13 protein-coding genes are annotated in these 13705 nt (G+C 42.1%); 11 read left to right on the forward strand and 2 right to left on the reverse strand.

Translation table 11 applies throughout. The features are described 5' to 3' along the window. Positions 1-35: 35 nt before the first annotated feature. The 3 genes from IOC57_RS01835 (at position 36) to IOC57_RS01845 (ending at position 3638) form a co-directional block, all read left to right on the forward strand. Entirely contained in the window at positions 36-671 is a 636-nt protein-coding gene (locus tag IOC57_RS01835; RefSeq protein ID WP_207437120.1) for a helix-hairpin-helix domain-containing protein, read from the forward strand. Positions 672-754: 83 nt separating this feature from the next. After that, the gene (locus IOC57_RS01840; RefSeq protein WP_207437121.1) at positions 755-1315 is read left to right on the forward strand and encodes a ComE operon protein 2; all 561 of its coding nucleotides are present in this window, start codon (positions 755-757) and stop codon (positions 1313-1315) included. Between the two features lie 16 nt (positions 1316-1331). After that, complete coding sequence (locus tag IOC57_RS01845; protein ID WP_207437123.1) at positions 1332-3638, forward strand: DNA internalization-related competence protein ComEC/Rec2; 2307 nt, start codon at positions 1332-1334, stop codon at positions 3636-3638. Positions 3639-3714: 76 nt separating this feature from the next. On the opposite strand, the gene IOC57_RS01850 is transcribed toward IOC57_RS01845, so the two are convergent. After that, positions 3715-3849, reverse strand: a complete 135-nt coding sequence (locus IOC57_RS01850) for a YqzM family protein (RefSeq protein WP_034308559.1) — start codon at positions 3847-3849, stop codon at positions 3715-3717. A 338-nt stretch (positions 3850-4187) separates the two neighbouring features. On the opposite strand from IOC57_RS01850, the gene holA reads away from it, so the two are divergent. Then, positions 4188-5201 (forward strand): DNA polymerase III subunit delta, encoded by a 1014-nt coding sequence (holA, locus tag IOC57_RS01855; protein WP_207437125.1) that lies wholly within the window; start codon positions 4188-4190, stop codon positions 5199-5201. A gap of 88 nt (positions 5202-5289) precedes the next feature. Here the strand turns inward: holA and rpsT are convergent, their stop codons facing one another. Further along, positions 5290-5556 (reverse strand): 30S ribosomal protein S20, encoded by a 267-nt coding sequence (gene rpsT, locus IOC57_RS01860; RefSeq protein WP_207437127.1) that lies wholly within the window; start codon positions 5554-5556, stop codon positions 5290-5292. 274 nt (positions 5557-5830) lie between these two features. Here rpsT and gpr point away from each other — a divergent pair, with 274 nt between their 5' ends. From gpr to grpE, 7 genes are all read left to right on the forward strand, one after another. After that, positions 5831-6949 (forward strand): GPR endopeptidase, encoded by a 1119-nt coding sequence (gpr, locus tag IOC57_RS01865; protein ID WP_207437129.1) that lies wholly within the window; start codon positions 5831-5833, stop codon positions 6947-6949. Between the two features lie 86 nt (positions 6950-7035). Beyond that, on the forward strand, positions 7036-8235 hold the full coding sequence (gene spoIIP, locus IOC57_RS01870; protein WP_207437130.1) for a stage II sporulation protein P: 1200 nt from the start codon (positions 7036-7038) through the stop codon (positions 8233-8235). Between the two features lie 21 nt (positions 8236-8256). Then, complete coding sequence (locus IOC57_RS01875) at positions 8257-8580, forward strand: YqxA family protein (RefSeq protein ID WP_148359208.1); 324 nt, start codon at positions 8257-8259, stop codon at positions 8578-8580. A gap of 175 nt (positions 8581-8755) precedes the next feature. After that, positions 8756-10591: a translation elongation factor 4 gene (gene lepA / locus IOC57_RS01880; RefSeq protein ID WP_207437131.1), complete on the forward strand. Its 1836-nt coding sequence runs from the start codon at positions 8756-8758 to the stop codon at positions 10589-10591. 90 nt (positions 10592-10681) lie between these two features. Beyond that, positions 10682-11833 carry a radical SAM family heme chaperone HemW gene (gene hemW, locus IOC57_RS01885; RefSeq protein WP_207437133.1) on the forward strand — a complete coding sequence of 384 codons (1152 nt, stop codon included), beginning with the start codon at positions 10682-10684 and terminating at the stop codon, positions 11831-11833. Between the two features lie 124 nt (positions 11834-11957). Next, positions 11958-12986 (forward strand): heat-inducible transcriptional repressor HrcA, encoded by a 1029-nt coding sequence (hrcA, locus tag IOC57_RS01890; protein ID WP_207437134.1) that lies wholly within the window; start codon positions 11958-11960, stop codon positions 12984-12986. A gap of 99 nt (positions 12987-13085) precedes the next feature. After that, positions 13086-13676 (forward strand): nucleotide exchange factor GrpE, encoded by a 591-nt coding sequence (grpE, locus tag IOC57_RS01895; RefSeq protein WP_396020744.1) that lies wholly within the window; start codon positions 13086-13088, stop codon positions 13674-13676. Positions 13677-13705 lie beyond the last annotated feature (29 nt).

Raw genomic sequence — 13705 nt, forward strand, 5'->3', positions numbered from 1 at the left:
ATGTATTGTGCGAAATCCAACAAGGAGGGAAAGAAATGGAAGGGATCTTAAAAAGGAAAAGGACGATGATTACTGTTGCCGTGACATTTATGGCAGCAGGCATTTACTTTTTTTTGCAACAAGGTGAGGGTCCGGCTGATACGGAAGATATATTTTCCGTTGCTGCAAAAGAAGCTGAAATCGAACAAAATGAAAAGGAAACGCCTGCCGACCCTGAGATCATTAAGGTAGACGTTAAAGGAGCGGTCAATTCCCCAGGTATATTTACTGCACAGTCAGGTGAACGGGTAATTGATTTGATTTCGGCTGCGGGCGGTTTTACGGAAAAGGCTGATAAGGATAAAGTGAATTTCGCCCAAATCGTCGAAGATCAAATGGTCATTTATGTTCCGGAAATAGGTGAAGAAGGCAAAGGGTACATGGAGAATATTCAAGTCGGGTTGTCTGGTGAAGCCGCAGCTAAGGGGACGTCAGGAGGACTGGTGAACTTGAATACAGCCACACAGGAAGAATTGGAAACCTTGACGGGAATTGGACCATCCAAAGCGAATGCAATCCTGGAATACAGGGAAACGGTAGGGAAATTCAAAGAGGCCGATGAATTGAAGAAGGTAACGGGAATCGGCGATAAAACATTTGAAAGGTTACGGGATTCCATTTTGGTGAAATGAATGAATGATTGAAATATGCTACACAAATGGGCGGGAAGAGGGTAAAATTGAAGAAAAACATTCTAGTGGTTAGGGGATACAGCATGAACAGAATTAGTTGGGATCAATATTTCATGGCGCAAAGCCATTTATTAGCTTTAAGAAGCACGTGTACACGCCTCACTGTAGGGGCGACGATCGTCAGGGACAACAGAATCATTGCAGGGGGATATAATGGGTCCATTGCGGGAGGGACGCATTGTATTGATGACGGCTGTTATGTAATTGATAATCATTGTGTCAGAACGATACATGCAGAAATGAATGCACTTTTACAATGCGCGAAATTTGGGGTGCCTACTGAAGGGGCAGAAATATATGTGACGCATTTTCCGTGTCTTCAGTGCTGTAAATCACTCATCCAAGCTGGCATCAAGGCTGTTTATTATGCGGAAGATTACAAAAATCATCCATATGCTCTGGAATTATTTAAACAAGCTGGTGTCAAGACCGAGAAGGTTGAAGCAAAAGGGGCCATCGACGTTAATGGAAAGCAAAAAAAGGACTTTGTATTCTCATTGCTAACTCAACTTGAACGAACAGGCCTGGGAAAAGAAGCTGTATTGGAGCTGGAAAAGCAGGCCAATCAGATATTTGAAAATTAAATAGGAAGGGGCAGGCATGGCTAGACATCTTATCTTACTAGCCGTTTCGGCCACATTTGGTGTTACGGCCCATTCTTATTTACATGCAAGGCTGCTGATCATTATCTTCATTTTTCTCTGTTTCCTATATTTTTCGGTGGGGTTAAGTGTGAAGGCCCTTAGTTTTCATTTGGTGATCATGGGGATATTTTTAGGGGCCTCCTCCTTCTCCGATCATCGAAATAAAACTGCCTATCATGGCACGGAAAGCCAATTTATCATCACCTTTACCGGCCAACCGAATATAGATGGAAATTCATTGAAAGGATTCGTGGGCAGCGAGAAAGGCGAACGGCTAGTGCTTCGTTATAAAATCACCTCCGAATTGGAACAGGAAAAGCTGAGTCAGTTTCTGCGCATCGGTTTATCATGTCCGGCTGAAGGGACATTGCAACTTCCTGACCAAAGCAGGAATGAAAACAGTTTCGATTACCAGCGTTATCTTTTGCGCCAAGGCGTCCAATGGATATTCAAAGCGGATTCCATTTCATTTCAAGAATGCAAAGAGGATGGAAACTCGATTCCAGTTTCGATTCGTAATTTACGCCTCCAGGGAATGGCGTATATCAGGGAACATTTTCCGGAAGAATCCAGCGGTTTTGTCACTGCTCTCATATTCGGCGACCAGACATATATAGATGAAAGCGACCTTACTCATTATCAGCGGTTGGGTTTGGTTCATTTACTGGCGATTTCCGGTCTTCATGTCAGTTTTTTAACGGGGATGTTATTTTACTTCGGCATCAGGGTTGGGATTACGCGGGAAAGAATGATGATTGCCATCTTGGTCTTCCTCCCTATTTACATGTTACTTTCAGGTGCCAGTCCATCAGTGGTGAGATCCTGTTTGATGGCTATGCTTTTCTTTCTACTCCTGCTATTCAAGAAGCCGATCTCTGCGGGTGCCGCAATCGGAACGTCATATATGGCACTATTGTTTTTTCGGCCTAATATGCTCTATGATATAGGTTTTCAGCTTTCATTCGCAGTCACTTTCTCCATTATCATGTCTTCAAGCATTTTCTTGCAATATCCGAAGAAAACAACGCAGCTATTCATCATCAGTTCCATCTGCCAATTGGCATCCCTTCCGATTTTGCTTTTTCACTTTTTTGAAGTATCCCTTCTAGGCGTGTTTCTGAACGTATTGTATGTTCCGATTTATTCCATCATATTGCTGCCATTTTCACTGATTTCCCTCCTCATTCATATAGTACTGCCTTCCTTGGGACAACCCCTCATATCATTATTGAATTTCACATTCGTACTCTGCAATAAAGCCGCGGATGGAGCATCGGATATGCCACTGGCCTCCATTCCGTTTGGAAAACCAGCTTTCATCATGATGGCATTACTTGTTATTTCCCTTTTAGGGTTATACCTGACTTGGGATGTATCTTTTGAAAAAAGTAAAATCTGGCGGGGCATATTAATTGTCCTTTTACTTTTGCAATATAATTTACAAAGGTTCTCACCTTTTGGTGAAGTGCAGATCATCGACGTTGGACAAGGTGACTCCATTTTAATTATCCTGCCATTCAATCACGGTAATTATTTGATTGATACGGGTGGGCAAATTACATTTCCAATTGACACATGGGCAAAAAAGCGAAAGAAGTTCAATACTGCGGATGATATCATTATTCCATTATTGAAAAGTAAAGGGGTCCATCAGTTGGACAAACTCATTTTAACCCATCCGGATGCAGATCATATGGGAAGTGCAAAAGAATTAATTGAAAATTTTAAAGTGAGGGAGATCATCATTGGAGGCTGGAGTGAAGAGCATTACAGGGATATGGATTTTGTGTCCATGGCAAGAGATAAAGAAATGAAAATGACCGTCCTGAAAAGGGGGGACCATTGGGTGGCGGGCGGAGCGCCGTTTGCCGTGCTAAATCCATATGAGAAAGAAGAAAACAAGAATGATTCATCCATCGTTCTATTCACGGAGCTTGGGGGATTGTCATGGTTATTAACTGGCGATATGGGAGAAGAAGGGGAAAGGGAACTATTGAACGCATTTCCGCAGTTGCAGGCGGATATCTTGAAAGTGGGGCACCATGGCAGTAAAACATCTTCTTCCACGCCCTTCCTTGAACAGCTACAGCCGAAAGCGGCGCTTATTTCAGTTGGAAAAGATAATGGCTACGGCCACCCTCATGGAGACGTAATGGGGAATCTGGAGGAAAATGGCATAAAGGTGTTCAGGACGGACGAGGATGGTTCTATTATTTACAAGTATTACAAAAGCAGTGGAACCTTTCGGAAGATTCTCCCATAGTATGTAGAAAATCAAAAAGAAAGAGACTGCAGCAGCAGCCTCCATCAGGAAAAATAAGTGCATGCAGTTAATGAAATCAGGATCCGACAGCTTTAATGACGACAGCTATGGTGAACATGGCAGCGAAAAATACAAAAGAACCGATGAATCCAATAGCGGAATCTGCGACGTCATCTGTCTTTGATTGAACATTCTTTTCGAATTCGTTCATTATTTACCCCTCCTATTTCTGCTAATAGTATAAAACATTACCAAAAAAAAATCTACAGGCTTCCTTCCTTCATTTCCTTTACTGACAAGAGTTGTCACAAATAGTTTGGGATTTTGAGGTCAAAATAAAAGTACAAACAAAGCAAGCGAAAAAGAAAAGCTGAATGTTCTACTTGATACTCTACCCGCTTTCAAGGGAGATTACCCGGGCCTTCCTTGAAAGTGTTCATATAGATCCGGAATTAGCCCTATTGAAGGGCTAGTTCCCTTTATAGCTTGTCAAATGGTCCATCCACCTATACCATTAGAGGAGAATACATAGTAAAGAGGCGGATTCTATTGGTATTAGACGTATGGAAAAGTATAAAAAAAGGGCAATTCGCGCCAGTGTACTTGTTATATGGGACGGAAGCCTATCTAATTAATGAAACGAAGCAGCTATTGATCGAAAATGTCCTACACGAAGATGAGATGGATTTTAACTTTTCTCAATTTGATTTAGAAGAGACGCCAGTTGAAACTGCGCTTGATGATGTCGAAACCCTCCCGTTTATCGGGGAAAGGCGTCTTGTTTTCATGCAAAACCCATTTTTTTTGACAGCTGAAAAAACGAAGTCAAGAGTTGAACATAATGTGAAAAGGCTGGAAGCGTATTTGGCTGATCCGGTTCCTTATTCTATTGTCGTATTGACTGCGCCTTATGAGAAACTGGATGAACGGAAAAAAATCACCAAGGAACTGAAGCGTAAGGCAGTGCTCGTTGAAGCGAAGAAGCTTGGTGATCATGAGTTAAAGGGGTGGGTGAAGGAGAGGGTCCAAGCTTCTTCAGTCCAAATAGATGAACAGGCTACAGAGCTTTTACTTGAACTTGCAGGAACGAATCTGATGATGCTGACGAATGAACTAGATAAAATGGTGCTTTATGCAGAAGCTGATAAACAAATTACGATCGAAGTAGTGGAAAAGCTGGTCGCTAAATCCCTTGAACAGAATATCTTCACGCTTGTTGATCATGTGTTACAGCGAAAGATGGAGAGTGCCATGACGATACTGCACGATCTCCTTAGGCAGAATGAGGAGCCGATCAAGATCTTGAGTGTAATGGCAGGTCAGGTCAGGCTCATGTATCAAGTGAAGGAGCTTTCCCGTCAGGGGTATAGCCAGCAAAAAATTGCAGGTCAACTGAAGGTGCATCCCTACAGGGTGAAGCTGGCACTTGAAAAGACGGGGAAATTCCAGGAACGCGAGCTGTTGAGCATCATGAACGACTTAGCGGAAGCGGATTATAAAATGAAGACCGGTCAAGCCGATAAGGCGATCACGCTTGAACTGCTGCTTTTAAAAATTAGATGATAAAAAAGGTGGCAGATATCCTGTCACCTTTTTTATGAAAAAACGGCACAAAAAAAACGATCCGATTGGATCGTTTAATTTTTTGTCATTATGCGTTAAGAGCGTTAAGTCTTTTCGCTAAACGAGATTTTTTACGGGCTGCCGCATTTTTATGGATTAATCCTTTAGATGCAGCTTTGTCTAATTTCACAGCAGCTGTTAAAAGAGCTTCTTTAGCAGCTTCAACGTTTTCACCAGCTAATGCAACTTCAGCGTTTTTCACTGTAGTACGCATAGATGATCTAACAGTAATGTTATGAACGCGTTTTTTGTCGTTAATTTTCACACGTTTAATAGCAGATTTAATGTTTGGCATTCCGTTCACCTCCTACAAAGAAATCGAGATTATATGAACTCGACTTTTCAAATCCATATCAAATAGCACAAGTGATATTCTATCAGACTGCTCATAAATATGCAATACTTCAGATTGAGAATCGAAAAGGAATTATAATTTCGGGAATAAATTCATCTCGTCATCATTCATTGTACCAAAAAAATGAATAATAAAAAAGCAAAAATGACAGAATGTTTAAGAGAGACTATTGAAAATACTAGATTAGATCCAATTCAAACATCAGGAGGCCGTTATGGAAAATAATTTGGACCTTAGTGAATACGGAATTCGTACAGATTTGGCGATTGAAGCAAAGGAAATTGCCCTTGAACATAAAGGTGTTGTAGAGGAAGTGGATGTATCCCGTATTGAAGGGGTCATTATTAAGGAAAAAGATGTGGATGATCTTAAGGTATCCTTAGTCGAGGTCACCGCCGAGGGTGAAAAAGAAATCGGCAAGAAGCAGGGCAGCTATTTGACCATTGAAGTGCAGGGAATCCGCCAGCAGGACACGGATACGCAGCAAAGGGTGGAAAAGGTGTTCGCCAACGAACTGGCTTATTTTTTGAAACGGAATAAAATCACCAAAGAAAGCAGCTGTTTAGTTGTTGGTCTTGGTAATTGGAATGTGACTCCAGATGCTCTTGGGCCTGCAGTCGTTGAGAACCTTGTAGTCACAAGACATTTGTTCGAATTGCAGCCGGAGTCCGTCAAGGAAGGTTATCGGCCGGTCAGTGCGATTTCCCCCGGGGTGATGGGGATTACGGGAATCGAGACGAGTGACATCATAAAAGGAGTCATCGAAAAAAGTAAACCTGATTTCCTGATCGTCGTTGACGCATTGGCTGCCCGTTCGATCGATCGGGTGAATTCGACGATTCAAATTACGGATACAGGCATCCATCCAGGTTCTGGTGTTGGAAATAAACGAAAAGAATTGAGCCAGGAAACACTGGGAGTTCCTGTTATAGCAATTGGAATACCTACCGTTGTTGATGCCGTATCAATTGCCAGCGATACGATAGATTATATTTTGAAGCACTTTGGCAAGGAATTGAATGAAGGGGACAGACCATCACGTTCGTTGGCACCCGCTGGATTCAGTTTTGGGAAGCGCACAAAGCTGACCGAAGAGGATATGCCGGGTGAAAAGGAACGCCAAACCTTCATGGGAATGATAGGTGTCCTCCCTGATGAAGAGAAGCGGAAATTGATTTATGAGGTCCTGTCGCCGCTTGGCCAAAATTTAATGGTTACACCGAAAGAAGTTGATGTTTTCATTGAGGATATGGCCAATTTGATTGCCAATGGTTTAAATGCAGCCTTGCATCATTCCATAAATCAAGATAATGCCGGCTACTACACCCGTTAAATCACTTTCAGTGCCCAAAAATGGTGTTCTACCCTTTCTAGCAAAGTCATAGGTATTAATAGACAAGCTGTAGAGAGGGTGGAAGGATGAAAAGAAGAAATTCCCCAGGAATCATAACAGCCATTCATGGATCAACAATAATAAAAACTTTTCTAGGTATTCTCGCCTTGCTTCTTTTTATTTTTTCAGTCAGTGGGGTCATGACTTCCCTAAGACCGGAGTATCGGATATCTTCTAATTCCGTACATACTGTAGCCAACCAATTCTCGGGGAAAATGCTGTTCTCGATGCTGGCCAATGAAAATCATTATCTTTTTAATGCGCTGCCGGAAGGTAAACAGGAATCAGTGATCACGAATCAATTGATAAAAGTTTCGACAAACATTTCTCTCGAGGACCCGCGAAGTTTACTTGGCAGGGAATTGCCTGGCTTTTCGATTTTTGATAATGAGATCCTCGTTGCTGGGGAAGGAACGAATTATACGAATATGCCATATGAATCCTCGCCGCCAGTAGATGTCCTGAATGAAGAGAGGGATGCATCCCTGCAAAACCTGGATGAGATTGAAGAACCGGAAAAAGGAGCGGCCAATCAGCCGAAACAAACGACCAATGGACGGAAAGTGGTCGAGATTTACCATAGCCATAATCGGGAATCGTATCTTCCATACTTAAAAGGAGTGACCAATCCGGACCTAGCCTACCATTCTAAAATCAATATTACGAAACTTGGGGAACGGATGGTTGAGGATATGGCTGATAAGGGGATTGGCTCCTCGCTCGATAAAACGGATATCATGGGAAATCTCAATAATAAAGGATTGAATTATGCCAAATCCTATCAAGAGTCTCGTAAATCCGTTCAGACTGCGTTGGCTACCAACAAAGATCTAGAATATATGATTGATATCCATCGTGATTCTAAACGAAAAAAACATACGACCATTAACATTAACGGTAAAGATTACGCCAAGATCGCCTTCGTGATCGGGGGGAATAATCCGAACTTTGAAAAAAATGCGGCGCTTGCCAATAAGCTTCACAAAGCTTTGGAGAAAAAATACCCGGGTATCTCACGAGGGGTTATGAAACAGGGCGGGGCGGGACAGAATGGAGTATACAATCAGGATTTGTCAAGCAATGCCATGCTCATAGAAATTGGCGGTGTCGATAATACTTTCGAGGAAATGTATTTGACCGTTGATGCCTTTACCGATGTTTTCAGTGAATTTTACTGGGATGCAAAAGCGGTGGATAACTCGACCGGGGATTCGGAAGCGAAGTAATTTGAAAGGAGTTCTCTTATCATGGTTCGATTTTGGCTGAAATGTACAGGGATTGTGCTCGTATTATTTTTAGGTGTTCTAATCGGGATGCAGCAAGCGAACGACGGGATGAAAAAAATGAAGGGGTACGAAGATCCCTCTTTAAATAGTGCATTCATTATTAACCAATCGGACCAAGGGGAGATGGAAGCGGACATCCTTGGCGAAAAAGTAACAAGTCATGATTTGGAGACGAAAAAAGAAAAGCTTGAAGAAATGAAAGCCTTCAACTTTTTCTCATCGATCGGCAAAACGCTTGGAGAGACCATTTCAAGTGCCTTTCAAGCACTTATTGATATGATTTAGTTTGAAATAAGGTGAGTGTGCCCTGCCAAAAGGCTGCGTCCGAATCCGGAATGCAGCCTTTTTTAATCCTTTGCCCTGCAATGATGCTTCTTTTGTAACTATTCTGTTGAATCTTGCATTTTCTATTGATATAATAAAAAATAGTGTATTGTGTCGACTAGTGGGAGTGAACGTCATGAATAGAGAAGAAAAATTAAAAAGACAATCAAAGATTCGTAACTTTTCCATCATCGCTCATATCGATCATGGGAAATCTACATTGGCGGATCGTATCATTGAAAAAACGAATGCCATGACTCAGCGTGAAATGAAGAGTCAGCTGTTGGATTCCATGGATTTAGAGCGTGAGCGTGGAATTACGATTAAATTGAATGCGATTCAATTGAAATATAACGCAAAAGATGGCGAAGAATATATTTTCCATCTTATTGATACACCGGGACATGTCGATTTTACGTATGAAGTGTCACGAAGCCTTGCAGCGTGTGAAGGTGCAGTCCTTGTTGTCGATGCGGCACAGGGGATTGAGGCCCAAACGCTTGCAAATGTGTATTTAGCTTTGGACAACAATCTGGAAATCCTTCCGGTCATCAATAAAATTGATTTGCCGAGTGCAGATCCTGAACGGGTGCGTGGGGAAATAGAGGAAGTGATTGGCTTGGATGCTTCCAATGCAGTCTTGGCTTCGGCTAAAGCGGGAATCGGAATCGAGGAGATTTTGGAACAGGTCGTGGAATTGGTTCCAGCTCCACAAGGTGATCCCGATGCTCCTTTCAAGGCGCTTATTTTCGATTCACTGTTTGATGCGTATCGCGGTGTAGTTGCCTATATCCGTGTTGTTGAAGGTTCCATTAAAGTGGGCGACAAAATCAAAATGATGTCCACTGGCAAGGAATTCGATGTTACCGAATTGGGTGTCTTCAACCCTAAGACCCAGCTGTTGGATGAACTGAACGTCGGTGATGTAGGTTTCCTTACGGCAGCCATTAAAAACGTTGGTGATACGACTGTTGGTGATACGATTACCAGCGCTGTGAATAGTGCGACAGAACCATTGCCGGGTTACAGGAAAATGAATCCGATGGTATATTGCGGTTTATATCCGATTGACGCATCGAAATTCAATGATTTACGGGATGCCTTGGAGAAATTGGAATTGAACGATTCAGCGCTGCAGTTCGAAGCGGAATCATCGCAAGCATTGGGCTTCGGTTTCCGTTGCGGATTCCTTGGTCTCCTTCATATGGAAATAATCCAGGAACGGATTGAACGTGAATTCAAAATTGATCTGATCACCACGGCGCCTAGTGTTATTTATGATGTAGTCCAAACAGACGGAACTGTCCTGAAAGTGGATAATCCGTCTAATATGCCGGATGCTCAAAAGATCGAACGGGTCGAGGAGCCATATGTCAAAGCAACGATGATGGCACCGACGGAGTTTGTCGGAGCGATCATGGAAATCTGTCAAAATAAACGCGGTAACTTCATTGATATGGAATATATCGATGAGACTCGTGTAAGCATTCATTACGAAATACCATTATCGGAAATCGTGTATGATTTCTTCGATCAATTGAAATCCAATACAAGAGGCTATGCTTCATTCGATTATGAGATGATCGGCTATAAACCGTCCAAGCTTGTGAAGATGGATATCTTGCTGAATTCTGAAACTGTCGATGCTTTAAGTTTCATCGTTCATAAGGACTTTGCTTATGAACGTGGTAAGGTGATTGTTGAGAAATTGAAGAAGCTGATTCCGAGACAACAATTTGAAGTGCCGATCCAAGCAGCAATCGGGCAAAAAATCGTGGCTCGTTCTTCGATTAGTGCAATGCGCAAAAACGTATTGGCTAAATGTTACGGCGGCGATATTTCCCGTAAACGTAAGTTGCTCGAAAAACAGAAAGAAGGTAAAAAGCGGATGAAACAGGTAGGTTCCGTTGAAGTGCCGCAAGAAGCTTTCATGGCTGTTTTGAAAATGGATGATACGACACCGAAAAAATAAATAAAATAAACGATAGATAGAAAAAAAGAGGGTAGAGGAAATCTAGCCTCTTTTTCTATCGACTCATTCGATTAAAAGGTTGTGAACACAATGATTAAAAGCGCCTACCTCCATATACCATTTTGTGAACATATTTGTCATTATTGTGATTTCAATAAAGTATTTTTGCAGGGACAGCCGGTTGACGAATATTTACAGATGATGAAAAGGGAAATGGGTATGCAGCTTTCCAAATACCCGACCGCTGGATTGGATACCGTTTTTGTAGGTGGAGGGACACCGACCTCTCTAGATGAAAAGCAGCTTGCATTCTTATGTGAAGCGATCAATGAAACCTTGCCATTTGATCCGAAAAAGGCTGAATATACATTCGAAGCCAATCCAGGAGATCTTTCGAGAGAAAAACTCGAGATACTTTATGATTCAGGGGTCAATCGACTTAGCTTTGGAGTGCAAAGCTTCAATGATGAATTATTAAAACGAATTGGCCGGACTCACCGGGCTTCTGAAGTATATGAAACGATTCATATGGCTCAAGATGTGGGCTTTTCGAATATCAGCATCGACTTGATTTATGGATTACCGGGCCAAACGATGGAGGATTTCGGGGATACGCTGGATAAGGCGATTGCCCTTCAATTGCCGCACTATTCCAGTTACTCATTGATCGTTGAGCCGAAGACGGTTTTTTATAATCAGATGCGTAGGGGGAAATTAAATCTGCCGCCGCAGGAGCTCGAGGCTTCGATGTATGAGAAGCTGATGGAGGAAATGGAGAAGCATGGCCTGCATCAATATGAAATCAGTAATTTTGCCAGAGCTGGGTTTGAAAGCAGGCACAACCTGACATATTGGGATAATGTGGAGTATTATGGAATTGGTGCCGGTGCACATGGCTATACTGGAGGTAAAAGGGTGGCCAATCATGGGCCTGTGAAGAAATATATCACGCCATTGCTGGCGAACGAGCTGCCTGTATTGGAAGAACATCAGGTGCCGCTTCATGAACGGATGGAAGAGGAGATGTTTTTGGGGCTCCGGAAAACGGAAGGTGTTTCATTGGAAATCTTCAAGAATAAATTTTTTGTTGAAATGACGGAGATTTTCTGGAAACCGCTCGAAGAAGGATCGGCAAAGGGTCTGCTTAAGGTGGAAGGCGGGTTCGTGCGCTTGACTGAGCGGGGCAAACTGCTAGGAAATGAAGTGTTCCAATCATTTTTAGGCGTTATTGATTCCGACTGAAGGAAATGTATGTTATTTTAACGATGAATTAGCGGTTTTCATTGTTGACATCATAAGCTTCATTTGATAATTTATTAGTATATTAGCACTCGAAGAGACAGAGTGCTAACAGAGGTGATCTTACATGCTAACTGATCGTCAATTATTGATTCTACAAGTGATAATCGAGGATTTTATCCATTCTGCCCAGCCAGTCGGGTCACGAAGCTTGTCGAAGAAAGATGAAATTACGTTCAGCTCTGCCACAATTCGCAATGAAATGTCTGATCTTGAAGAAATGGGATTTTTAGAAAAAACCCATACTTCTTCCGGTAGGATTCCTTCTGAAAAAGGGTATAGATATTATGTGGATCATTTACTTTCTCCTCAAGCTCCGAAAAAGAATGAAATGAAGATATTAAAATCGGTTTTTGTAGAAAGAATTTATGAATTGGAAAAGATCGTTCAAAAGTCAGCGAGAATACTTTCGGAACTGACGAATTATACGGCGATTGTACTGGGGCCGAAAGTGAATGAGCATAAGCTGAAAAAAATCCAGATCATTCCTTTGAGTCCTGAAACGGCAATAGCGATCATTATTACGGATACAGGTCATGTGGAGAATCGAATGATTTCCTTACCGCCTTCTTTTGATATAAACGAAATTGAAAAGATGGTGAACATATTGAATTCCCGTTTGGTCGATGTCCCGTTAGTTGATCTGAAGGATAAGATTTATAAGGAAGTGGCAGTTTTATTGAGCCGCCATATCCATAACTATGGATCGATGGTCTCCGTCCTGGCGGAGACGCTGACGGATACAAAGCCCGAAAAAATATTTTTCGGCGGGAAAACGAATATGCTGAGGCAGCCGGAGTTTCATGATATTGCTAAAGTAAGCACGCTTTTATCGATGATTGAGCAGGAACAGGGATTTTATGAACTCATTACTCAAAATCCAACAGGCATCCACGTAAAGATTGGCCGTGAAAATCAAAACACAGTGCTCGATGACTGCAGTTTGATCACGGCAACATACTCAATCGGGCAGGAGCAAGTGGGCACTTTGGCCATATTGGGTCCTACGAGAATGGAATATTCGAGAGTGATCAGTTTGCTTTCATTTTTTTCGAAGGATTTAACGGACCTGATGACAAAACTGTATCAAAAATAGTAGCAAAGGTAATATTGTTAAGGTGGCGGAGGAGCATATTCCGCGGCCTGGCCTATTACTTTAGCATAAATTGTATAACCCTTTTAGGGAGGTGAGATTGTGACAGAAAATAAAAACGAAGAACAAATATTGGACAATGAAACAATCGAGGAAAGCGCTGCAGAAGCAGTTTTCGCTGCAGAAGAAATTCCAGCGGAAGAAAACCATGGCCCGGTTGAAAAGGATGAACTTCAATTGGCTCAGGAAAAGATTGCCGAGCTTGAGGCAAAAATCGAAGAAATGGATAACCGTTATCTTCGTCTGCAGGCCGATTTTGATAATTCAAGACGCCGTGCCAAGCTTGATATGGAGGCGGCTCAAAAATATAGAGTTCAAAGTATTGCTAGTGATTTAGTGGAGGCTCTTGATAATTTTGAAAGAGCTACAAAAATCGAAGCGGAAAATGAACAGACGAAATCCTTGCTTCAAGGCATGGAAATGGTCTATAAAGCGATTACAGATGCATTGACTAAAGAAGGCATCGAACCGATCAGTTCGGTTGGCGAAGAGTTCGATCCGCGTTTGCATCAAGCGGTCATGCAAGTTCAAGATGAAAACTTCGGTTCGAACATCGTCGTTGAGGAATTCCAAAAAGGATACCTTCTTAAAGACCGTGTGATTCGACCTGCAATGGTAAAAGTGAACGAATAGGATTTTTACATATAAATAATTGGGAGGTA

Origin of the sequence: Bacillus sp. SD075, from assembly GCF_017355165.1 — a bacterium.
Lineage (GTDB): Bacteria > Bacillota > Bacilli > Bacillales > DSM-1321 > Peribacillus.